The following is a 23,187-nucleotide window of genomic DNA, read 5'->3' as shown; positions in this document are numbered from 1 at the left end:
CTGGTGCGGCGCGTGTGTCTGGCTCCTTGAGCCAGGCGTTCGTGGGCTCGACCGGCTTCGATCGAGTCTAAAGCGGACCCGCCGCGGCCATCGCGATCGGGCGGTCCGTGCGTTGCCCTGTCAGCCCGCGCGACGCTTGCGGGTTGCCTCGGCGAGCGCGGCGAGCACCGGTTCGGTCTGCGCCCAGCTCACGCAGGCATCCGTGATCGACACGCCGTAACGCAACGGCACACCGGCCTTCAGATCCTGACGGCCTTCTTCCAGATGACTTTCGAGCATCACACCGATGATGCGGCGCTCGCGCTCCGACAGTTGCCGCGCGATATCGTCCGCGACCTCGATCTGCCGCAAGTGCGATTTGTTCGAGTTCGCATGCGAGCAGTCGATCATCACCTGCTCGCGCAGACCCGCTGAACTCAGCGCTTCACAGGTCGCCTGCACCGACGCGCTGTCATAGTTCGGCCCTTTCTTGCCGCCGCGCAGGATCACGTGCGCGTCGTCGTTGCCGCGCGTTTCGAAGATCGCGGCCATGCCCATTTTCGTCATGCCCATGAACGCGTGGCTCGCACGCGCCGCGACGATGGCGTCGGCGGCGATCTGCACGCCGCCGTCGGTGCCGTTCTTGAAGCCGATCGGGCAGCTCAGTCCCGACGCGAGCTGACGATGACTCTGGCTCTCGGTCGTGCGCGCGCCGATCGCACCCCACGCGATCAGATCGGCGATGTATTGCGGGCTCAACAGGTCGAGAAACTCGGTCGCCGTGGGCAGGCCCAGACCGTTGATGTCGAGCAGCAATTGCCGGGCGAGACGCAGGCCTTCGTTGATGCGGAAGCTGCCGTCCAGACGCGGATCGTTGATGTAGCCTTTCCAGCCCACCGTCGTGCGCGGTTTCTCGAAGTACACGCGCATCACGATCAGCAGATCGTCCCGGTAGTGATCGGCGGCGGCCTTCAGCTTGCGCGCGTATTCGATCGCCTGGTCGTGGTCGTGAATCGAACAGGGTCCGACGATCAGCACGAGCCGGTCGTCGCGGCTGTGCAGAATGTCGGCGATTTCGACGCGAGTCGTCTCGACCAGCGACTGCACCGCGGGCGGCACCGGCAGTTCGTCCTGCAGCAGCGCGGGGGAAATCAGCGGACGGACCGCGCCGATGCGCACGTCGTCGATGCGCGTGGTGTCCTGGGTGGCGTCGGCCGAGCCGACTTCCTGATCGTGCAGGGGATTGTCGAGGGCGCTCAAGATGTTCTCCGCAATCGGTTGATGAGGCGGCCTTGCCGCCTGATTATGCGAGCGCCGCCGCGATGAGGGCGTGCGGGCGCCGCGTGGGTTTGACGTGGACCGTGCGGGTTGGGTTACTGCGTGCCTCGGGCGAGGTTTGACGCAAGGTCTTGCGTCGGGCTTGACGCGAAGCCGACGCGACCGCGCACGGATGCGCTGGCGCGATTATGACACCCGCGCCGGCCTCATGGCAGGTGGACCGGCGGGCAGGCGGCGCGGCGGATTCAGAGCTTCTTGAGCAACGCCATCGCGGCGGCCGGATTGCGCTCCTTGAAGCCGCTGATCACATATAGATAGACGTCGCGCGTGGCGGCTTTCGCGGGCGGCTCCGCGCAGGTCTCGAGATCGTCGGGCGTGGTGCCCGCGGCGAGCTGGCGCGCGCGTTCGGCCCATGCGTCGAGCGCTTTCGTCGAATAGCCTTTGGCTTGCTTTTCGCTCGTGCCCATGATGCGCGCGTAGACGAACGGCGCGGTGATGTCGGCGATCTGCGGATACTCGCTGTCGGCCGCGAGCACGACCGCGACCTTGTACTTGCGCGCCAGCGCGATGAGTTCCGGTGTCCTGAACGAATCGTGACGAACCTCGACCGCGTGCCGCAGCTTTTGTCCTTCGATGCTCGCGGGCAGCAGCTTCAGAAAGGCCTCGAAATCGTCGGCGTCGAATTTTTTGGTCGGCGCGAACTGCCAGTTGATGGGCCCGAGCTTCTGCCTGAGCAGCAGCACGCCGCTTGCGAAGAATCGCTCGATCGTGTCGCCGGCTTCGGCGAGCACCTTGCGGTTGGTCGCGTAACGCGGCGCCTTTAGCGAGAACACGAAATCGTCGGGCGTCTCCTGATACCACTTCTCATAGCTGGCCGGTTTCTGCAAACCGTAGAACGTGCCGTTGATTTCGATCGACGTCAGATGCCGGCTCGCATATTCGAGTTCGCGGCTTTGCGTCAGGTCTTCCGGATAAAACGGCCCGCGCCACGGCGCATAGGTCCAGCCGCCGATGCCGATGCGAATGCGTGCGGCGGACGTGGATCTGGACGACGTTTCGGTTGATTTTTTCGTTGGCGCTTTCTTTGCGGCTTGCGGTTTGTCGCCGCGTTCTTCGCCAGACTTCTCGCTTCGCTTGTTGCTTTCCTTCGCGCTTGTCGCTGCGGGCACTTGGGCTCTCCTTCGGGCTGCGGCGGGAAAGCTCGTAGATTAGCCGCTTTTCTCGCGGCGCGCGGCGCTTGCCGGGCCGGGGGCCTCGGCCTTGCCTTCGCCGGCCGCGGCGCTGGCTTCGTCGAAACGACGGCTCGCTGCGGCCACTTCCACGCGAAAGCGCTGCAACGCGCCGAGCGCGAGGTCGGGCGGCGTCAGCGCGACCCACAGCACGTCGATCAGCTGATCGGCGGTGGCGTCGATATCGATCTGCCGGTTCGTCAGCGTCGCGTCCCACAGCACATGCTCCATCGGGCCGAACACCATCGAGCGCAACAGGCGCAGCGGCATGTCGGAGCGAATCTCGCCGCTTTGCTGGCCTTGCGCGAGCACGCGCATCAACGGCGCGGTGTAGCGGCGCTGCAGTTCGGTCAGCGCTTCGCTCAGTTCGTGATGCCGCGCGCGCCCTTCGGACAGCACCAGCGCGCACAGATCGGTGCCATTCACGAGCATCAGCCGCAGATGCATGCGCACGATGAACGCGAACTGCTGGCGCACGTTGCCGTCGCGCGGCAGGCCCGCTTCGATCGCGTCGATGATCTCGTCGTACCAATCGCCGATGACACGAGCGCACAACTCGCGCTTGCCGCGAAAGTAGCTGAACACCGTCGCCTCGGAAACGCCCAGGCGCTGCGCGATTTCCGCAGTCGTCGCGCGTTCGTAGCCCTTTTCGGAGAACACGTCGCGCCCCGCCTGAAGAATCTCCTTCACGCGCTGCTGCGACTTGCGCCCGGCCGGCTGGCGACGCGAGACAGGTAATCCGGCCTTCTCGGCAACCGTCATATGAGTAAAATTCAGATTTTTGATGCGGATTGGGGCTCGAGCTGGCGTTTGAACGCTGCGTCTATGCCCGATGAACGCGATCGTAGCACCGAATCGGCCAGCTAATGCGGGTTTGTAAATTTCTGAGTAACACTCAGAAATACCTATTGACGCATACGTCAATCTGGCGTGAAATGCGCGTTGACATGCTTTCGCGTGCCGCTTCGCGCTCCACCAACGGCCGCCCACGAACTCAGGAGACACCGCAATGCCCAATCTGCCCGGTTTGCAGTTCCCGCTCGGCGAAGAGATCGAAATGCTGCGCGACAGCATTGCGTCGTTCGCCGCCAAAGAAATCGCGCCGCGCGCCGGGGAAATCGATCGTACCGATCAGTTCCCGATGGACCTGTGGCGCAAGTTCGGCGACCTCGGCGTGCTCGGCATGACGGTTTCCGAAGAGTACGGCGGCGCGAACATGGGCTATACCGCGCACATGGTCGCGATGGAGGAAATTTCGCGTGCGTCGGCATCGGTTGGCCTGTCGTACGGCGCGCATTCGAACCTGTGCGTGAACCAGATTCATCGCAACGGCACCGACGCGCAGAAGCGCAAGTATCTGCCGAAGCTCGTGTCGGGCGAGCACGTCGGCGCGCTCGCGATGAGCGAGCCGAACGCGGGCTCGGACGTGGTCAGCATGAAGCTGCGCGCCCAGAAGAAGGGCGATCGTTACGTGCTGAACGGCACCAAGATGTGGATCACCAACGGCCCCGACTGCGACACCCTGGTCGTCTATGCAAAGACCGATCCCGAAGCGAATTCGCGCGGCATTACCGCGTTCATCGTCGAGAAGGGCATGAAGGGTTTTTCGGTCGCGCAGAAGCTCGACAAGCTCGGCATGCGCGGCTCGCACACCGGCGAGCTGGTGTTCCAGGACGTCGAAGTGCCGGAGGAAAACATCCTTGGGGCATTGAACGGCGGCGTCAACGTGCTGATGAGCGGTCTCGACTACGAACGCGCGGTGCTCGCGGGCGGCCCGACCGGCATCATGGTCGCGGTGATGGACGCGGTCGTGCCGTATATCCACGACCGCAAGCAGTTCGGCCAGTCGATCGGCGAATTCCAACTGATCCAGGGCAAGGTCGCCGATCTGTACACGACGCTGCAGGCATGCCGCGCGTATCTGTACGCGGTGGGCCGCCAACTCGACACGCTCGGCAACGACCATGTGCGCCAGCTCCGCAAGGACTGCGCGGGCGTGATTCTGTACACGGCCGAAAAGGCGACCTGGATGGCTGGCGAGGCGATCCAGATTCTCGGCGGCAATGGCTATATCAACGAGTATCCGGTCGGTCGTCTGTGGCGCGATGCGAAGCTCTATGAAATTGGCGCGGGCACGAGCGAAATTCGTCGCATGCTGATCGGCCGGGAGCTGTTTGCCGAAACACTGTGATGCAAGCGCGCGTGAGCCCCCTCAATACGCCGCACTCTGGAGAAGCGACGTCATGCCGATCATCGAATCGAAACTGAACCCACGCTCGGACGACTTTCGCGCGAACGCGGCGGCGCTCGAAGCGCTCGTCGCCGATCTGCGCGCGAAGATCGAGCAACTCGCGCAGGGCGGCGGCCAGGCCGCGCGCGACAAGCACACGAGCCGCGGCAAGCTGCTGCCGCGCGAGCGGATCGCGCAACTGCTCGATCCGGGCACGCCGTTTCTCGAACTGTCGCAACTTGCCGCGTACGGCATGTATAACGACGACGCGCCGGGCGCCGGCGTGATCACCGGCATCGGCCGCATCGCGGGACAGGAGTGCGTGATCGTCTGCAACGACGCGACCGTGAAGGGCGGCACCTACTATCCGGTCACCGTGAAGAAGCACGTGCGCGCGCAGGAAATCGCCAGCGAAAACCGCTTGCCGTGCGTGTACCTCGTCGACTCGGGTGGCGCGAATCTGCCGAATCAGGACGACGTATTTCCCGATCGCGATCACTTCGGCCGCATCTTCTACAACCAGGCGAATCTGTCGGCCGCGGGTATTCCGCAGATCGCGGTCGTGATGGGCTCGTGCACCGCGGGCGGCGCGTATGTGCCGGCGATGAGCGACGAGTCGATCATCGTCAAGAACCAGGGGACGATTTTTCTCGGCGGCCCACCGCTCGTCAAGGCCGCGACCGGCGAAGTGGTCAGCGCCGAAGATCTCGGCGGCGGCGACGTGCATACGCGTCTGTCGGGCGTCGTCGATCATCTTGCGCAGAACGATGCGCATGCGCTCGGGATCGCGCGCAGCATCGTCGGCCATCTGAACCGCGTGAAGCCGGCGCCGCTCGTATTGCAGGAGCCGAAGCCGCCGCGCTACGACACCCAGAGCATCTACGGCGTGATTCCGGTCGACACGCGCAAGCCGTTCGACATCCGCGAAGTGATCGCGCGTATCGTCGACGATTCCGCGTTCGACGAATTCAAGGCGCGCTACGGCACCACGCTCGTCACGGGCTTCGCGCATATCTGGGGGCACCCGGTCGGCATCGTCGCGAACAACGGCATTCTGTTTTCCGAGTCGGCGCTGAAGGGCACCCACTTCATCGAGCTGTGCTGCCAGCGCAAGATTCCGCTCGTGTTCCTGCAGAACATCACCGGCTTCATGGTCGGCCGCAAGTACGAAAACGAAGGCATTGCGAGGAACGGCGCGAAGATGGTCACCGCAGTGGCGACCGCTAAGGTGCCGAAGTTCACGGTGATCATCGGCGGCTCGTTCGGCGCGGGCAACTACGGCATGTGCGGCCGCGCGTATTCGCCGCGCTTCCTGTGGATGTGGCCGAACGCGCGCATCTCGGTGATGGGCGGCGAGCAGGCCGCGTCGGTGCTCGCCACCGTCAAGCGCGACGGCATCGAAGCGAAGGGCGGCAACTGGAGCGCGGAGGAAGAAGAGGCGTTCAAGCAGCCAATCCGCGAGCAATACGAGCGTCAGGGCCATCCGTACTACGCGAGCGCGCGGTTGTGGGACGACGGCGTGATCGACCCCGCGCAAACTCGCGACGTGCTTGGGCTGGGTTTGTCGGCGGCGATGAACGCGCCGATCGAAGACACGCGTTTCGGCGTGTTCAGAATGTGATGGCCCACGTCACCGCGATGCGACCGCGTAAGGCAAAGGAGTGCTACGCATGCAATACGAAACGCTGAAGGTCGAGTTTGCCGGCCAGATCGCGACGGTCACGCTCAATCGTCCGGACGTGCGCAACGCGTTCAATGAAACGATGATCGCCGAGCTGACTGCCGCATTCACCGCGCTCGACACGCGCGACGACGTGCGCGCGGTGGTGCTCGCCGCGAACGGCAAGGCGTTCTGCGCGGGCGCCGACCTGAACTGGATGAAGAAAATGGCCGGCTACTCGGACGACGAGAACCGCGCCGATGCGATGCGGCTCGCCGGCATGCTGTCGGCGGTATATCGCTGCAACAAGCCGGTAATCGCGCGCGTGAGCGGCGACGCATACGCGGGCGGCATGGGCCTGATTGCCGCGTGCGACATCGTCGTCGCGGTCGAAAGCGCGCACTTCTGCCTGTCCGAGGCGCGGCTCGGGCTGATTCCCGCGACGATCGCGCCATACGTGATTCGTGCGCTCGGCGAGCAGGCGTCGCGGCGCTACTTCCTCACCGCCGAGGCGTTCGACTGCGCGACCGCGTTGCGGCTGGGATTGGTCAGCGAAGCGGTGAGCGCCGAGCAGCTCGATGCAACGGTCGCGCAGCTCGCGCAGACGCTGTGCGCGAACGGCCCGCAAGCGGTGCGCGCCTGCAAGCGGCTCGTGCAGGACATCGCGGGCCGCGAGTTGAGCGACGCGCTGATCGAGGACACCGCCGTGCGGATTGCGAAAACGCGAGCCGGCGCAGAGGGCCGCGAAGGCGTGGCGTCGTTCCTCGAAAAGCGCACGCCGGGCTGGCGCAACTGACATGCTTCGCTAACAAGCATCGCCCCGTACCGCCCATTTCATCGAGACACTCATGTTCAACAAGATCCTGATCGCCAACCGGGGTGAAATTGCGTGCCGCGTCGCGGCGACCTGCAAGCGGCTCGGCATCGCGAGCGTGGCCGTCTATTCGGACGCCGACGCCAACGCGAAACACGTCGCCGCCTGCGACGAAGCGGTGCATATCGGCGGTTCGACGGCGGGGCAAAGCTATCTGCGCATCGAGCGGATCATCGAAGCCGCGCGCGCGACCGGCGCGCAGGCCGTGCATCCGGGCTACGGCTTTCTTTCGGAAAACGAAGACTTCGCGCATGCGTGCGAGGCGGCCGGCATCGTCTTTATCGGACCGCCGGTCGAAGCGATTGCCGCGATGGGCTCGAAGGCCGCCGCGAAAGCGCTGATGCACGCGGCCGCGGTGCCGCTCGTGCCCGGCTATCACGGCGACGACCAGGAGCCGCAGCTGTTGCAGCGCGAGGCGGACACGATCGGCTATCCGGTGCTGCTGAAGGCGAGCGCGGGCGGCGGCGGCAAGGGCATGCGCGTGGTCGAGCGCAGCGCGGACTTCGCGGCCGCGCTGCTGTCGTGCAAGCGAGAGGCGGCGAGCAGCTTCGGCAACGATCGCGTGCTGATCGAGAAGTATCTGACCCGGCCGCGTCACGTCGAGGTCCAGGTGTTCGCCGATCAGCACGGCGGCGCCGTTTATCTGTTCGACCGCGACTGTTCGGTGCAGCGGCGTCATCAGAAAGTGCTCGAGGAAGCGCCCGCGCCGGGGCTCCCGGCCGAGGTCAAGCGCGCGATGGGCGAAGCGGCCGTGGCCGCCGCGCGCGCGGTCAACTACGTTGGCGCGGGTACGGTCGAGTTCATCATGACGCCGACCGGCGAGTTCTATTTCATGGAGATGAACACGCGGCTGCAGGTCGAGCATCCCGTCACCGAGATGGTGACGGGGCAGGACCTCGTCGAATGGCAGTTGCGCGTTGCCGCGGGCGAGAGTTTGCCGCTCACCCAGCAGCAGTTGAAGCTCGACGGCCACGCGATCGAGGCGCGCATCTACGCAGAGCATCCGGCGCGCGGCTTTCTGCCGTCCACCGGCACGCTCAAGCATCTGCGCATGCCCGAAGGCGTCGAGTTCGCGATCGACGCGGCCGGGCTCGGCGAGCCGGGCCGCAAGGCGCCGGTGCGTATCGACAGCGGCGTGCGCGAGGGTGACACGATCACGCCGTTCTACGATCCGATGATCGCCAAGCTGATCGTGCACGGCGCGACGCGCGAGGAGGCATTGGCGCGCCTCGCGCGTGCGCTGCATGCCTGCGAGGTGGTCGGGCCGCATACGAACGTCGAGTTTCTGCGGCGCATCGTCGCGAGCGAGCCGTTCGCGAGCGGCGAGCTCGACACCGGTTTGATCGAGCGTCATCACGACGTGCTGTTCGCGCCGGCACAGAAGCCGTTCAAGGAAGCGCTCGCGCTCGCGTGCGCCGCATTGTTGACGCGCGAGGGCGGCACCGCGCACGGCGCGTCGCCGTGGGACGCGTTGTCGCACTGGCGGCTCAATAGCGGCTACACGCAAACGCTCGGCTGGCGCGTGATCGACGACGGCGCCAACGACGACAGCCCCGACGCGTTCACTGTCGTTTTCGCGCGCAGTGGGGACACGCAAGAGCTCGTGCAAACACTCGAACACGACGGCGTGCGCGAGGACTTCACGTGGTCGGTCGGCGCGGGCGCCCATGAATTCCGCGCGACGATCGGCGATGCGCGCGTGACGGGGCGTGTATTCGTCGACGGCGACAGGTTCCACGTGTTCTGCCATGGCGAGACGCTCGCATTCGAATGGCAGAACCTGCTCGCGCATGCCGCGGATGCCGAGCACGGCGAAGGCCGTCTGACCGCGCCGATGCCGGGCAAAGTGATTGCGGTGCTGGTCGAACCAGGCGCGGTGGTCGAGAAGGGCGCGCCGCTGATCGTGATGGAAGCGATGAAGATGGAGCATACGATCGGCGCCCCGGCGGCGGGCACGGTCGCCGAGGTGCTGTACGCGGTCGGCGATCAGGTCGCCGACGGCGCGCAACTGCTGGTGCTGGAGGTGCAGCAGGCGGGTGAATAAGCGCGTCGAGTGGCAGAAGAGCGAGTAGGTGAATCAAGCGAGCCGCGCGTAGCCCGCGGCGCGCGCTTCGCTTTCCAACTCGCCGATGCGCGCGTAGTCGGTCAGCGGCAACGTCGAAAAGCCCCTTAAACGCAGGCGTTTTGCGCGCTCGGGGCGGACGCTCAGCGCCTCGTTCAACGCGTCGCGCAACGCGGCGATCGTGGCCGGCGGCACATTGGCCGCGGCGATCAGCGGCAAGCCCGGCGAGGCGGCGGTCATGCCGATCGCGCGCACGCGCCCCGCGAGTTCCGGCAGCACGTCGCAAACGAAGGCGAAGGTCACGCAGTCGATCGCGGTGACGTCCGCGCGATTGTCCGCGACCGCGCGCAGCGAGCCGACATGCGAGCCCGTGCGCAGCACCGCGCCGAAGAACATGCCGGCGCGCGCGAGCGGTGCGACCGCGTGACGAAATGCGTTCATGCCGCTGTTCGAATCGTCCTGGTTGTAGGCGGCGCGTGCGCCGCGGCACGAGGCGAGTGAGTCGAAGCGCGCGTCGGCGCGCGTGACCAGTACGCTCGAGTAATGCGCGCCGTCGCAGCCGGGCGCATCGAAACAGGGTGTCGCGACCAATTGCACCTGCGCGTGCAGCCCCTGCATCAGCGGATAACCGCAGGTCTGGGAAATCAGCAGATTCGGGCGCCGCCAGAAGCCGTGCAGTTCCTCGTCCGGTTCGACGATGCGGCACGCGGGTTTGACCCGGCGCAGCACGTCGTCGAGCCACTCGCGCCATTCGAGGTCGAGCGCGGGTGTCACGTTGTACATCGGCAGGGCGGCGATCCAGCTCATGAAGGCGTTTCTCGCGCCTAATGTCTGACCAATTTGAATTCGTCGAGACCGAGCCGCACCGGCTCGCTCGGCGTGAATTGCCATCGCTGCGCGGCTACGGAGAGGATCTCGTCCTGCGCATCCTCGAACGCGACCAACAGGTCCTGCTTGCGACGGCTCACGGCGCCACAGAACTCGACCAGCGCGTCGGCGCTGACTTCAAAAATCTGCGCACGATCGTCGCAGCACACTCGGAACGCGACCGTCGCGCATTCCGTCACACAGGGCCGGAACCCTTCATCGACATAGACCGACATGGCGAACTCCTTCGGACGCCTGAATCGACAGGATGACAAACCGCGCCTGCCAGGTATGTGGGAGAACCGGCATTGACGGCCAAATGCCCGGGCCGCGGCAGGCGCGACGGTCCGGAAACTGGCGGAAAGTAAGCCAGAAACTGGCGGCGGACTCGTTGAAGTCCGAGCCAGGACCGCGGCGTGAACCGTGGCCGGAGGGAGACGGCGGCGGTTCGACTCGCCATCGGTCTCGCCTGCTGGTGGGCCGCCCCGGGTCAGAATCGCGGCGGCACTGCTCAGAAAACGCTTAAATCGGGCGCTCCAATCCAATCTCGAAATCGACGCGAGAGCCGCTCGCGCCGGTCTCGGACTGTGTCTGGATTTTCTCACCAACCTCGCGGTGCAGATCGGCGTAGGTATCCACTTTACGATTAGCGCGCGTTTTGTGCAGGCGATGAGTCCGGCGGGGCTGGCCGGGTTGCGTGAGCGGCCGGGATATTGAGCCGACGGATCAGCGGGCCCAATGTCGTCGCCTGAATCAGCAGGCTGAATACCACGACGAGATACGTGACGCCGATGAACATTTCGCGTCCGTGAAACTCCGGCAGCGACAGCGCGAGCGCAATCGAGATGCCGCCGCGCAGTCCGCCCCACGTCAGCACGACAGCCGAATGCGGACTGAGCCGCCGGAAGTTCTGCAGCGCGAGCAGCGGAATCGCGACGCTGACGCCGCGCGCGAACAGCACGACCGGAATCGCCGCGAGCCCGAGCCAAACGATCTCGACGCGCAGCGACAGCGCAATGATTTCGAGTCCGATCAGCCCGAACAGCACGAGATTGAGCAACTCGTCGAGCAGGTCCCAGAAGTTGAACAGATGCTCGCGCGTCTTCTCCGACATCGACGTCGACGCGCCGTGATTGCCGATCACGAGCCCCATGATCACGACCGCGAGAGGCGCTGACACGTGCAGCGCTTCCGCGAGACTATAGCCGCCGGTCGCGAGCGCGAGTGTGATCAGGATTTCGACTGGATAGCTGTCGATACCTCGCAGCAGCAGCGACGCGCCGAAGCCGAGCGCCGCGCCGAGCACGAGCGCTCCGGCGACTTCGCGCAGCAGATCGAATGCGATCGCGCCCGCGGAAAACTCGTTCGCGCCGGTCGCGAGTCCGACTAGCGTGACGAATGCGACGACGGCCGTGCCGTCGTTGAACAGCGATTCGCCGGTAATCTTGGTTTCGAGGCTTTCGGGCGCCGCCGCGCGCTTGAGCACGCTGAGTACCGCGATCGGATCGGTCGGCGAGATCAGCGCGCCGAACACGAGACACCACGGCAGGCTCACCGGTTGGCCGAGCCATTGCGCCGCGTAGTAAAAGCCGAAGCCGACCACCGCGATCGAAATCAATACGCCGATCGTCGCGAGCATCAGCACCGCGCGCCGCTGCGTGCGCATCTTCGACAGATCGACGTGCAGCGCGCCGGCGAACAGCAGCAGACTTAGCAGGCCGTGAAACACGATGTCGGCAAAATCGATCTGCACGACGATCTTGCGCGCGGCGATCGCCATCGCCGGATAGTAGAACCCGAGCGCAGAAATGCCGACGCAGACGACGAGCCCGACCGCGGTGATGCCGAGCGTGTCGGGCAAACCTGATGAATCGATAATTGAGGACGCCGAACAGCGCGACGATGGCGAACAGCGCACCGGCAATCTGGAAGACGCTCATCGTGCACGCTCTCCCGCTTCGCGGCGGCGCGAACGCGTGATCAGGGTGGCACCGAGGTAACTCGCGCGACAAGGCATAAAACAGGCAGGCAGAGAATGCCGACACAATTGCGATATTGAACCAGCGAGATGTTTCACCAGCTATTCCTTATTCAGGCTCATTCAATCCGATAAGCGATCTGCGGTCTGTAATGACACGATCTTTGCCGCCGGCGATCGAGCGACGTACCGGGACGGACGCTTTATTCAAACGCAGCGGACGATGCGGTCAGACGCAGCGTGCTTTTTATTGGACCACGAGCGGATGACGGCGAACCGGGCGGAGCCAGGCTCGCCAGAGGGCGCCACGATGGGCAATGGCAGTGTTCGGACTACTGAAGCGCCGGAGGAGTTCCGGTCTTTATTTTGGGATATAGCTTTTTAATTTCGAGATGGTTCGCGGGGCTTGATTCGTCAAGGCTATTCAATCGAATCTGAATAAACGGTATGAATCTGTAATCCGAATTTGCCGGTCCGATGACTTCACATTGCATGGAGCCTTGTAATTTATTGTTCCAAAATCTGTAAAGCATATATCTAATCTCACAGTAAAACTGTTTTGCTCGTCATTGAGCATCGTTGACGCCAGAATTGGCAGGTCGACAGCAGGGAAGGCCCTAACCGGGAATTGCCCGGGATATGACAATTGTTGACAAATGCGAGTCGAGAATGATGCAGCATCGATACATAGCGAAATGCTGTTATGTAGCAATGGGTGAAGACGGAGAAGAGCATGGAGCAAACCTATCGTTATCGGGGATTCGACATCGTGGTCAACGCGTTGCGCGCGACCGATATGTCCACCCGTGTCGGCAGTGCCACGGCGCGGCGCGCGTACGTGGCGAGCGTCACGTTGAAGACGCGGCTGATCGGCGGCGAGTGGTCGACCGCTTTCCGGGTAGCTTCGGTGCCCGGTCGTTCGTCGACCGATCTGCGGGAAGTGCTGGCGGCTGGTTTCGCGGCCGCCATTCGGGTCGTCGACGACGTGGTGAGCGTGATGGGCGACGGGTTCGCGCGCAAGGCGGCCTGAGTTCCACACGAGGCGCTCGGCGCCGCGGTGCCACGCGGCAGGCGTGGTCGCGCACAGGGGTGCCCAAGCGGTCCCGGCATTTCAAAGCGCTCGCGATCGTTGACCGTCGACTACGGTTGTCGGTCGTGGCGAGCGTCGAAATAACCACGTGTATCCCCGCGGTGCGTGTGGGTTCCAGGCAGGGCATGCTCGTCTCCTCAGCGTCCTGTTGTTTTAATCCCGCCCCCCTGTGCGGGATTTTTTTTGTCAGTCGACATTGCGGGCGCTCGGTAATGCACTGCCACATCCGCACGAAAAGAGCATGTTTAGCTCGCGATTTATGTCGGCTGTGTCAAATGCGGGTGAAAAAGCAAGCGGAACAAATGATGCTTATTCTAAAATTCTTTCTGTTTGCAGTTATTGTCTCCGTGGCGGGGACGACTCAGACCGATAGTCCCGATCCTCACGAACGGCCCGCGCGCATGAATGCGGCGGACGGCACACTGGCCACGTGATCGCTTGCTAACGGGGCAGCAAGGAAAAAAGCCTCGAACACGAGGCGTGATCGAGGCTGCCGAAGGACAGACTCAATGCCTGTCTGGGAAGGTCGATCGGACCCGTGATCGACCTTGCCCACTATAGCGAGTTACTCGCCGAGCAACTGTGAACAAATGTCGCGGTCGAATCGACCGGCGAATTCGCGAATAAATCTGAATCGTAGCGTCGGATTCGACTAGCATGCGCGCACAGGCTTTCCGGCGGGCGAGATCGCCGCAGTCGAATTCGCTGCTGATCCGGATTCTCTGGTCAATGCCGCGGCGCCGACCGTGCGCACGACGTTCATGGGTCTTTACGGCGTCGACGCGGCGATGCCGTCGCACATGATCGACGAGATCGTGATGCGAGAGGAAGGGCACGAAGCGGTCGAGGCCTTTCTCGATCGGTTCAATCATCGTTTCGTCACGCTGCTGTATCGGGCGTGGAAGAAGTACCGCTATCCGGAAAGCTTTCGCGCGGGCGGCCGCGATGCGCATTCGCGCAATCTGTTGTGCCTCGCCGGCTTTCGCTGGGGCGACATGCCGCAACGCGCCGGCTTGTCCGATTCGCGGATGCTCGCGCTGCTCGGTCTGCTGATCCAGCGAACGCGCACACCTGAAGGGCTCGCGGGTGCGTCGGCAAGCCTGTCGCAGCCGATGCGGGCCGACACGAACTATGTGGCGGTCGTCGCGTTCTATCGCAATCCGGGTAGCGGGGATGGTTGGAAGTATGTGATAGGGAAGAAGAAGCTCGATGCGGACAAGCCGTTGAAGATCTCGTTGATGGATCAGTTTCTAGTGCCGGCGGGCAGTGCGGCCCACGATTAAGAGGGCCGCCGACTCAATCCGTGCGACCGAGATAGCCCGGTAGCCCCAATGCAGAGTCGCTCCTGGCCAGCTTCAAGGCTTCCTTGAGCAAGGCTGTGAACTTCTCGTCGCTATCGGGCCGCGGCAACGTCGCGCGAAAGAAGTCGGCCCAGCGAAATTCTTCCAGCGGGACACTGGTTTTTTCATAGCCGCCGGCATCGCGGACCGCTGCCGCGAGGCTTCGGTATTCATCGTCCTTCATTTCCCACACGTGCTCCGCCAATTCGGCAAACGGCCGGCGCATGCCTTGCGCGTCATACGGAAAGGTCCATCGTTGGTTTTCCATGCTGAGCCAGAACGACGCCCACGTGTACGACGAAAGATCCCGCACCAGCACGACCGGAACCGCGCGCACGCCCACCTGCCACAGCGCCGCCGCCACATGGTGATGATCGATCGCGAACGGTATGCCGTTGGGTCCGCAGACGACCGGTATCGGCTTTTCGGCGATGGCCATCTCCAGGTCATGGCTGCTCAGGGACCGGTATTGGCGGGCTTTTTCGCGGACCTCCCGCGCGCCGTGGGTCATTTGTGTGGGACGGAGCTCTTCGATTTGCCGCGTGTCCATGTCAGTCTCCTTGTCTCGATGCGTTGACGCGGCTCCCGCAAATTTCATGCCCCAGGGCGAGGCGTCGCCCACTTTCCGCCAGACGTCTACGGCGCATCGTCCACACACAGCACCGGGTCGCTGACCAGACAATCCGCATCAGACGCGGCAGGTCCGCCGCCGCGCGTTTTCAACGACGTCTGCTGCGCGGCGATGCGCAATCCCTTGGGCAGCAGCACCCACATGCGCAGCCGCTCTTTGGTGTGGCTCGCCTGGGTCTGCGCGGTTTGACCGAAGCCGTAGAAGTAGTCGGCTCTGACGGCGCCCTGAATCGCACCGCCCGAATCCTGCGCGAGCATCAGGCGGTTGATCGCGCCGGGTGCCTGAGGGTCGTCACGCGTGGACACGAATACCGGCGCGCCGAGCGGCGTGGTGCGCGGATCGACGGCCACCGAGCGGCCCGCCGACAGCGGCACGCCCAACGCGCCCAGCGGACCGTTCGGTGAATCGGGGATCACACGAAAGAACACATAGCTCGGATCCGAAACCGCATACACGGGATGAGGTTTCGGCGTGGTCGTCGCCAGGGTGAAACCGCGTAGCAACGGCGACGTGGGTTCGCCATCGTCACCGTCGGCGAGCGCCGCGTTGACTTCGTTGCTCGTAGCGGGCGCGCCGTCGTCGCTGATGTCGACCTCGATCTCCATGCCGCGCACGACGAGCTTGCGCGCGCCGGCCGTCGCGTTGCCGCTGTGCGCGAGCGACGGCAGGAACGGCCGGCCGTTCTGTTCCGCATAGGCGAAGCGGCGAATCGAGCCGTCGCTCATGCGGACCTTGCCCGCGCCTTGCAGCTGCATCGAGTACAACATCACGGGGTCGTCGACATAGGCGAGGATCGGCGCCTTCAGTGCGCCGCGCTCGATCTCGGCGCGGGTGTAGTACGGTACGATGCGCCCGCCATCGAGCCGCAGGCGAATCTTCTTGTCGCGGATATCCGGCACGCTATCGCGCAGATCCAGCGCGTAGACGCCTTTGAGGTCGCCACTCGTCGTATCGCTGAGCGGGATCACGTTACGTCCATCGATGCGAGCCGCGCTCACGTCACCTCGCGCGCGGTCCGGCAGGCGCCGCGCGTCGAGGTAGAGCATGTCGGCCGGCGTGCCATAGACCGGATAAAGATAGGCGCCGCCGTACTGCTGGCTGCCATTGAGCAGCGGCTCGTAGTAGCCGGTCATCGTACCGTCGAGCGAGCGGTCGGGATTGCGGATCTGGTACGCGTGGAAATACGTTTCGAAGAATCGCCGGATCGCCGCGACGTCGCCAACGTCCACCGCTCGCGCGGCATTGCACGGTTCCGACCAGCCGCTGCGCGCGCCGAGCACGGTGCAGCTGCGGCGAAACGCTTCCCATGACGCGGTGACGTCGTCCGTGTCCCACCCGGGCAGGTTGGCGAAAGCGATCGGCTCGTAGTAAGCGTGGCGCGTGGCGAAGCCGCCGCTCAACGCAGCCTTGGGACGCGGGTTATTGGAGCCGGTGGACGTGCCCGAGACCGTCGCGTGTGTCGTTAGGGGAGCCGGCGTCGGCCCAGGCATCGTCGGCGGCGCGGGTGGCGATGCTTGCGCCGTCGGCGCCGCCTGCTCGACCGGCGATGTCGCGGTATGGCTCGTGTCCCCCAGGATGACGCTGGTCGCGGGCGTGTTGCTCGCGCAAGCCGCGAGCGTGGCTGTCAGCGCAAGCAGGAGAAGCCGAGCCCGTTGCATGCGGCCTCCTTGCGGACCATCGCGAACGTCGCGCGCGCTAGCCTGTCGGCTTGACGGCATCGATGGTGAACGTGGCGGCGCCGAACGCGCCGGCGCAATCCGCCGTGCCTGCCGGGCAACGCGGCTTGCCCGCGAACGGCGAGTAGCGCGGGCCGCGACGCGCGGCCGCTTGCTGCTGGGCATCAGCGGGGAATGACTGGAACGGCGCCGCGGACTTCAGTCCACCGTCGGAAAAATCGCGCGGCGTCGTCGATACCAGCGTCAGAAAGTGGTTGGGACCGGGCGGGTTGCCCGCCAGCATCGGCCAGCTGGCGCGCGGCAACGACAGCGTCTGACCGGCGGCGATCCGGTTGTTGCGATCGAGCCCGTTCGGAAACAGCATCAGGTACTGACCGTCCGGATCGACCATGAACACATACACGTAGCCCGCGCGGTTGCTATCGAGTTTGAACTGCAGATGATCCTTGCCGATCGTGGCGGACGTGCTGCGCGGTGTGGCGGTGATCTGAATCGATGGATCGGCCAGCGTCACGATTCGCTCGAGTTCGCTCGCGGGGGTGAAGGGCGCGAGGTTGTCGCCCTGCGCGGGTGGTGTGGCGGGCGAGGCAGGAGCAACCGGGGCAACCGGGGCAACCGGGGCAACCGGGGCAACAGCAGCAACGGCTGCCGGGCTTTGAGCGGCATTGCCAGGCGTCGGCGCAGCCGTGTCGGCCGGCTTCGGCGAAGCCGTGTCGCGCGCATCCGTGCTTGCCGTGACAGCCGGGCTCGCGGCCGGTGGCGAACGCATGGCAAACCACGTACCGACCGCCGCGAGCGCCACGACGCAAACGGCACCTGCTGCGATCAAGCCCGTGCGTTTCTTTTGACTACCGCCTGGCGCAGGAATGGCCGCTGTGCCTGGCTCATTGCGCTTCGCCTCGACTGTCGCGGCCGTCGTTGTTCGCGGCGCATTGGTACCCGCTGTCTCGACGGAAGCGCGAGTCGTGGGTTCGATCGCCGCATCCGCGTCATCACGCGTATCGATGGCAATGCCCAGTTCGTTCGCCAGCGCCTGAACGCTTTGCGGGCGCTGTTCGGGGCGGACCGCGAGCGCATGGTCGATCGCGCGCAGGAACCGCTCGCTATAGCGGCCGGCCGCCGCCGTGGCGAGCGGCACATACGTGTCGCTCATCAGTCTGCCGACCGACGGCGGCGGTATCTTGCCCTGAATCGCGAAATAGATGACCGCGGCGAGTGCGTACACATCGGTCCACGGCCCCTGTTTCAAGGCCGCCACTTCGGCATATTGCTCGACGGGCGCATAGCCGGGCTTCAGGATCACCGTCAAGGCCTGGGTCATGTCGCCGATCACGCGCCGCGCCGCGCCGAAGTCCAGCAGCACGGGGCGGCCGCTGCCCTTGAGCAGCATGATGTTGTCCGGCGCGATGTCCCGGTGATAGCACTGCGCCGCATGCAATACCGCCAGCGCTTCGAGCAGCGGCGCGAGCAGGGCGCGCAGCCATGCTTCATCGGGTGGGGCACTCATGCGGCGCAAGCCGTCGCGCAGCGTCACGCCCTCGTAGTACGGCATCACCATGTACGCGGTGCCGTTGGCCTCCCAGAACCGGTACACCTTGACGAGCGAATGATGATCGAAGCGGGCGAGCAGCCGAGCCTCGTTGATGAAGCTTTTCAGGCCGGCGCGAAAGGTGTCTTCATGACGTTCCGAGCGAACCGACACTTCGGCCGCGCCGACGCGCGAGGCCAGCGCAGCGGGAATGTATTCCTTCAGCGCGACGTGACGTCCTAGCTGGGTGTCGTAGGCGAGATAGACGATACCGAAGCCGCCTTCGCCAATCAGATCGACGATCTCGAACTCGCCGAGCCGTGTGCCGGCGGGCAGCGCATGTTGCGCGTTCGAACCCTGCGCGGCGGGGCGCGTGACGACTGTGCGATCGGCGTCCGCCGCTTCGGCGGGGTTCTGCTGGCCGTCCGGTCCGGACGCCCGTTGCACGATCACGGTTTTGTCGTCGGGGCTGCTCATCGGCTTTGGCTCCCTGGAGGGTACGACGGCAGAGCCCGGCACACGCGAGCGCCACCCTCACGCGCACGCGCGTCCGTCTTTAAGACGAACGAGCGGGTCATTTTTTGAAATCAGGCGGGCGCGCGTGCCTGAGCGATGGTCCGCGTGCGGCCGCCGGTTTCAAAATCGGCCGGCCGGATTCGTCTATATGGTGTTAGTCAACCGCTGCGTGCAGCTTGCGGGTTGTACGCGCATTCCATCCCAGCCGCTTCCTTTTGCCTTCTTGCAGGAAGTTGAAGTGAACGAGCGCCAAGGCTTATCGAGCGGGATGGCACACCGCGTCGTGCGACGCGACTCGCGGCGCGCGGTCGTCGCATGGGCGCACCGGATCGACGCGGCGTGGATCACGGGCGCGCTCGTCATGGGCTCGATGCTGCTGGGCGCGGCGGGCAATACGCTGGCCGCTGGCACGTCCGCCGCCGCGGCGCGGCCCGCGAGCGCCGTGGCCCTTGCGCCCGAGTCGTTCGGCTTTCGTCAGGCCGATGAACGCGAGCGCGACGCCGAAACGATCAACACGTTGACGTCCGAGGGACGTCTGCTGCTGTCGCGAGACCGCGTCAAACTCCCTGCCTACGACTATTGCAGCATGTCCGTCGCGGCTGCCGAGCGCGGCGACTTCCGCGACAGCGTCGATGCCGCGGCGCGCGCCCTGGTGGTGGCCGGGCAGACCAACAATGCGGATCTGGCGGCCCTGTCCAAACGCGATCTCGCGATCGCCTACAGCTATGCCGGCGACCTCGACAACGCCGAACGCTACGCCCGCGATGCGCTCGCTTCGACGCCGAAGGCGCCCGAGCAGGTCTTTGCTCCGGCCAACAAGGTGCTCGGCGATGTCGCGTTGCGCCGGGGCAAGCCGCAGCAGGCGCTGGCCGCCTACGAAGACGCGCTCACGACCGCCTCGCCGCGTTACAAACCGCTGGTGCTGATGTCGATCATCAACGCGCAGCTCGCCGAGGGCGATACGCCTGGCGCGCGCCAAACCTTCGATGCCGTCGGCGCACCGGCCACCGCGGAACTCGCGCCCGCCTACAGGCGCATCGAAGGCAATCTGCTGCTGGCCGAAGGCAAGCCCGAGGATGCGAAACACGCGTTCGAAGCGCTGTTGAGCCAAAGCGGCAATTCCAGCGACGCCAACTACGACCGCCTGTGGGCCCACGAAGGAATCGGCCGCGCCGACCTCGCGCTCGGCGACAAGCCGCATGCGCGCGAAGCCTACCTGCTGGCCGTCGACGACTCCGAGAAAATCCGCGCGCGGTTTCGCAGCGACGAGTTCAAGACGGCACTGTTCGGCGACACGCAAACGGTATTCGAAGAGGCCATCGCGCTGACGGTCGAAGCCGGCGACTACGAGAGCGCCTGGAGTCTGTCCGAACGCAGCCGGGCGCGTGCGCTGCTCGACGTCGTGCGCAACCGCGTCGACGCCGGCGTCGACGACCGTCAATTGAACGGGCAGGTGCCGAGTCTTGCCGCGACGCGCGGCGCGCTCCGGCCCAACGAGGCGATCGTCGAATTTCACAGCCTGCCCAACGAGCTGATCGTCTGGGTGGTGCGCAACGATGGCCTGACCGGCCACACCTTGCCGATTGCGCGCGCGGACATGGAGGACCGCCGTGACCGACCTGCGCAATGCGATCGTCCGCCGGCGACCGGCCGCGCTGACCTATGGCGACAAGCTCGATGCGTTGCTGATCGCGCCGCTCGGCTTGCGCGCGAACGAGCGGCTCATCATCGTGCCGCACGGCGCGCTGCACTATCTGCCGTTTCAGGCGCTGCACGATGCCGACGGCTTTCTGATCGAACGCCATGCGATCGCGCTCGAACCATCGGCGAGCGTCGCGGTACAACTCGCGCAACGCCAGCAGAAGATCGCGAGCGATCTGGTCGCGTTCGGCAATCCGACCATCACACCTGCCTATGCGCTGCCAGGGGCCGAGGCGGAAGTGCAGGGCATCGCGCCGCTGTTCGCGCGCAACGAGGTGTTTCTGCATAGCGATGCCACGCGCCTGAGCTTTCGCGACAACGCGCCCGCCGGACGCGTGTTGCACGTGGCGACGCACGCCCAGGCCGACACGATCGATCCGTTGCACTCGAGCATCCTGCTCGCGCCCGCGACGCAGCCGGCCGACGGCCCGGACGCGCTGCTGGCCAAAGACATCTACAACCTGAAGCTCAACAACGTCTCGCTCGTCACGCTGTCGGCCTGCGAGACGGGGCTTGGGCGGATCGCGCGCGGCGACGAAATTCTCGGCTTCACGCGGGCGTTCTTCTATGCCGGCGCCACCAGCCTGATCGTGTCGATGTGGCCAGTCGCGGACGAATCGAGCGCGCTGACGATGCGCACTTTCTACGCGCAACTCGCGCAAGGCCATGACGCGATCGACGCGATGCGCACCGCGCAACTGGCGGTTCTGCACACGCCGCGCTTCGCGCATCCGTTCTTCTGGGCGCCATTCGATCTGATGGGTGGCTGGCGTTTGACCATCGCGCGTCAGCAGCAGGGATGAACCAAACAAACCCTAGACCGATGAACAGACTCCGACTGATCGCCGCGGCGGTGTCCTGCAGTAGTGCGCTCGCGTGGGGCCAGACGCTGCCGAACGCGGGCAGCATCCTGAACCAGACGGCGCCGCGCGAGACCCGGCCGGCGCCGCCGGGCGGCACCCAGGCGTTACCCGCCGTGCCGCCGCCGGCGGCGCCCGTGACGGCGCCCGGCCCGACCTTCCTGCTGAAGAGCATCAGGTTGAAGGGCAACGACACGATCGCCAGCGACGCGCTGCTTGCGCCCGTTCAGGACAAGCTCGGCAAGCAAACCAGTTTTGCCGGGCTCGAAGAGATTGCCGCGCGCATCACGCAGATTTATCGCGATCACGGCTATCTGCTCGCCCAGGTGGTGATCCCGCCGCAGGACGTCACATCCGGCAACGTCGAAATGAGCGTGCTCGAAGGGCGCGTCGGCCATGTGCGGCTCGACATCGCGGCCGGCACGCCGATCCGCGAAGATCTGTTGCGCGCGCGGGTCGCGCAGATTCCGTTGGGCAAGCCGCTGCAGCAGCACGAACTCGAACGGACCATGCTGCTGCTGTCCGATCTGCCGGGTATTCAGGTCTCCTCGGCAATCGAAGCGGGCGAGGAGCCGGGCACGGTCGATCTGACCGTCAGCGTCGCGCCGGCCAAACGCTGGACCTTTGCGCTCGATGTCGACAACTTCGGCGCGGAGTCCAGCGGTACCTGGCGGCTCGGTGCGCTCGCGCGCCTGAACTCGCCGTTCATGATCGGCGACAACCTGGACCTGCGGCTGCTCGGCAGCGAACGCGGCGACACCCTTTACGGGCGCGTCGGCTACGAAGCGCCGATCAATGCGCAAGGTACGCGCGTCGGGGTCGCGGTGTCGCGGCTCAACTATGCGCTCGGCCAGGAATTCGCGTCGCTCGATGCGCAGGGCGAGGCGACCGTGGTGGACTTCACGCTCACGCATCCGCTCGTGCGCACCCGCAATCAGAGCCTGTTGGGGCGTGTCAATCTGGAGTATCGCGACCTGATCGACAACGTCGGCATCGTCGATCAACACAATCCCAGATCGCTGGTGGAGGGCAGTATCGGCCTGAGCTATGAAAGTCGCGACGCGCTGTTCGGCGGCGGCTTCAATAGCGCGGATGTCGAGTTGTTGATTGGCAGTCTGCATTTCCGCAACGCGCAAGCCGAGGCGCTCGACGCCTCGCCGCTCGGGCGCGACACGCAAGGCACCGAAGTGCGCGCCACTTTCTTCGCCAACCGCCTGAACGCGATCACCGAGCGGCTCAGCGTATTCGCCGGCGTGTCTGGCCAGTGGGCCGGAACCACGCTCGACAGTTCGTCGCGCTTCCTGCTCGGCGGCCCGCACGCGGTGCGCGCTTATTCGCCGTCCGAGGCACTGGTCGACGAGGGGTTCGTCGCCACCCTCGAAGGGCGCTTCGCGATCGATGCGCGGGCGACCGTGTTCACGTTCTTCGACTTCGGTACCGGGTGGTACAACGCCACGCCGCGTCCGGGCCAAGGGTCGAACGTGATCACGCGCAGTGGCGCGGGTCTCGGCGCGTTCTGGGCCGCGCCGGGCGGCATTGCGCTGCAGGGCACGGTCGCATGGCGCACGACCGGGCCCGATACGACCGGCAACGACAGGCTGCCGCGCTTTTATGTGCAACTGACCAAGACGTTCTAGCAGGCAGCCAAACGCAACGAGACGCAACGAAACGAGACGAAACGAAACGCA

General features: G+C 65.1%; 17 protein-coding genes and 1 pseudogene. 8 read left to right on the top strand and 10 right to left on the bottom strand.

From position 1 onward, the window contains the following. Positions 1 to 120: 120 nt before the first annotated feature. From OKW40_RS26325 to OKW40_RS26315, 3 genes are all read right to left on the bottom strand, one after another. Positions 121 to 1,239 carry a 3-deoxy-7-phosphoheptulonate synthase gene (locus OKW40_RS26325; RefSeq protein ID WP_429492456.1) on the bottom strand — a complete coding sequence of 373 codons (1,119 nt, stop codon included), beginning with the start codon at positions 1,237 to 1,239 and terminating at the stop codon, positions 121 to 123. A 263-nt stretch (positions 1,240 to 1,502) separates the two neighbouring features. Beyond that, positions 1,503 to 2,426 (bottom strand): DUF72 domain-containing protein, encoded by a 924-nt coding sequence (locus OKW40_RS26320; protein WP_429492454.1) that lies wholly within the window; start codon positions 2,424 to 2,426, stop codon positions 1,503 to 1,505. Between the two features lie 39 nt (positions 2,427 to 2,465). After that, complete coding sequence (locus OKW40_RS26315) at positions 2,466 to 3,248, bottom strand: TetR/AcrR family transcriptional regulator (protein WP_187610721.1); 783 nt, start codon at positions 3,246 to 3,248, stop codon at positions 2,466 to 2,468. A gap of 247 nt (positions 3,249 to 3,495) precedes the next feature. On the opposite strand from OKW40_RS26315, the gene OKW40_RS26310 reads away from it, so the two are divergent. Genes OKW40_RS26310 through OKW40_RS26295 form a run of 4 tightly spaced genes read left to right on the top strand, consistent with a single transcriptional unit; the run spans position 3,496 to position 9,294 of the window. Further along, complete coding sequence (locus OKW40_RS26310; RefSeq protein ID WP_429492452.1) at positions 3,496 to 4,677, top strand: isovaleryl-CoA dehydrogenase; 1,182 nt, start codon at positions 3,496 to 3,498, stop codon at positions 4,675 to 4,677. 52 nt (positions 4,678 to 4,729) lie between these two features. Then, positions 4,730 to 6,337, top strand: a complete 1,608-nt coding sequence (locus OKW40_RS26305) for a carboxyl transferase domain-containing protein (RefSeq protein ID WP_184054650.1) — start codon at positions 4,730 to 4,732, stop codon at positions 6,335 to 6,337. Positions 6,338 to 6,386: 49 nt separating this feature from the next. Beyond that, positions 6,387 to 7,172, top strand: coding sequence for an enoyl-CoA hydratase/isomerase family protein (locus OKW40_RS26300; RefSeq protein ID WP_429492450.1), 786 nt, complete (start codon positions 6,387 to 6,389; stop codon positions 7,170 to 7,172). A gap of 52 nt (positions 7,173 to 7,224) precedes the next feature. Continuing rightward, positions 7,225 to 9,294: an acetyl/propionyl/methylcrotonyl-CoA carboxylase subunit alpha gene (locus OKW40_RS26295; RefSeq protein ID WP_429492448.1), complete on the top strand. Its 2,070-nt coding sequence runs from the start codon at positions 7,225 to 7,227 to the stop codon at positions 9,292 to 9,294. A gap of 33 nt (positions 9,295 to 9,327) precedes the next feature. On the opposite strand, the gene OKW40_RS26290 is transcribed toward OKW40_RS26295, so the two are convergent. From OKW40_RS26290 to OKW40_RS26280, 3 genes are all read right to left on the bottom strand, one after another. Beyond that, positions 9,328 to 10,119, bottom strand: a complete 792-nt coding sequence (locus tag OKW40_RS26290) for a phosphate/phosphite/phosphonate ABC transporter substrate-binding protein (RefSeq protein WP_184064717.1) — start codon at positions 10,117 to 10,119, stop codon at positions 9,328 to 9,330. A gap of 17 nt (positions 10,120 to 10,136) precedes the next feature. Next, complete coding sequence (locus OKW40_RS26285; RefSeq protein ID WP_018423012.1) at positions 10,137 to 10,415, bottom strand: DUF1488 family protein; 279 nt, start codon at positions 10,413 to 10,415, stop codon at positions 10,137 to 10,139. A 410-nt stretch (positions 10,416 to 10,825) separates the two neighbouring features. Then, positions 10,826 to 12,040, bottom strand: a complete 1,215-nt coding sequence (locus OKW40_RS26280) for a cation:proton antiporter (RefSeq protein WP_429492447.1) — start codon at positions 12,038 to 12,040, stop codon at positions 10,826 to 10,828. 850 nt (positions 12,041 to 12,890) lie between these two features. On the opposite strand from OKW40_RS26280, the gene OKW40_RS26275 reads away from it, so the two are divergent. Together OKW40_RS26275 and OKW40_RS26270 are read left to right on the top strand one after the other, a co-directional pair. Further along, on the top strand, positions 12,891 to 13,187 hold the full coding sequence (locus OKW40_RS26275) for a hypothetical protein (RefSeq protein WP_429492445.1): 297 nt from the start codon (positions 12,891 to 12,893) through the stop codon (positions 13,185 to 13,187). A 722-nt stretch (positions 13,188 to 13,909) separates the two neighbouring features. Further along, positions 13,910 to 14,344, top strand: a pseudogene (locus tag OKW40_RS26270) (type VI secretion system baseplate subunit TssG); the annotation flags it as partial. Between the two features lie 199 nt (positions 14,345 to 14,543). Here OKW40_RS26270 and OKW40_RS26265 read toward each other — a convergent pair. The 4 genes from OKW40_RS26265 to OKW40_RS26250 form a co-directional block, all read right to left on the bottom strand. After that, entirely contained in the window at positions 14,544 to 15,137 is a 594-nt protein-coding gene (locus OKW40_RS26265) for a ParB-like protein (RefSeq protein ID WP_018423007.1), read from the bottom strand. An 86-nt stretch (positions 15,138 to 15,223) separates the two neighbouring features. Beyond that, positions 15,224 to 16,876, bottom strand: coding sequence for a murein transglycosylase A (gene mltA, locus OKW40_RS26260; RefSeq protein WP_429492443.1), 1,653 nt, complete (start codon positions 16,874 to 16,876; stop codon positions 15,224 to 15,226). Positions 16,877 to 16,913: 37 nt separating this feature from the next. Beyond that, positions 16,914 to 18,899, bottom strand: coding sequence for a protein kinase domain-containing protein (locus tag OKW40_RS26255; RefSeq protein WP_429492441.1), 1,986 nt, complete (start codon positions 18,897 to 18,899; stop codon positions 16,914 to 16,916). 295 nt (positions 18,900 to 19,194) lie between these two features. After that, positions 19,195 to 20,238, bottom strand: coding sequence for a hypothetical protein (locus OKW40_RS26250; RefSeq protein ID WP_429492439.1), 1,044 nt, complete (start codon positions 20,236 to 20,238; stop codon positions 19,195 to 19,197). A gap of 310 nt (positions 20,239 to 20,548) precedes the next feature. Between OKW40_RS26250 and OKW40_RS26245 the strand changes: the two genes are divergently transcribed. Both OKW40_RS26245 and OKW40_RS26240 read left to right on the top strand, forming a co-directional pair. Continuing rightward, positions 20,549 to 21,442 (top strand): CHAT domain-containing protein, encoded by an 894-nt coding sequence (locus OKW40_RS26245; RefSeq protein WP_429492438.1) that lies wholly within the window; start codon positions 20,549 to 20,551, stop codon positions 21,440 to 21,442. A gap of 20 nt (positions 21,443 to 21,462) precedes the next feature. After that, complete coding sequence (locus tag OKW40_RS26240; RefSeq protein WP_429492436.1) at positions 21,463 to 23,136, top strand: ShlB/FhaC/HecB family hemolysin secretion/activation protein; 1,674 nt, start codon at positions 21,463 to 21,465, stop codon at positions 23,134 to 23,136. The last annotated feature ends 51 nt before the right edge of the window (positions 23,137 to 23,187 follow it).

The sequence above is a fragment of the Paraburkholderia sp. RAU6.4a genome (genome assembly GCF_050435625.1).
GTDB lineage: Bacteria > Pseudomonadota > Gammaproteobacteria > Burkholderiales > Burkholderiaceae > Paraburkholderia > Paraburkholderia tuberum.
This window is presented reverse-complemented; position numbering and strand designations above follow the sequence as displayed.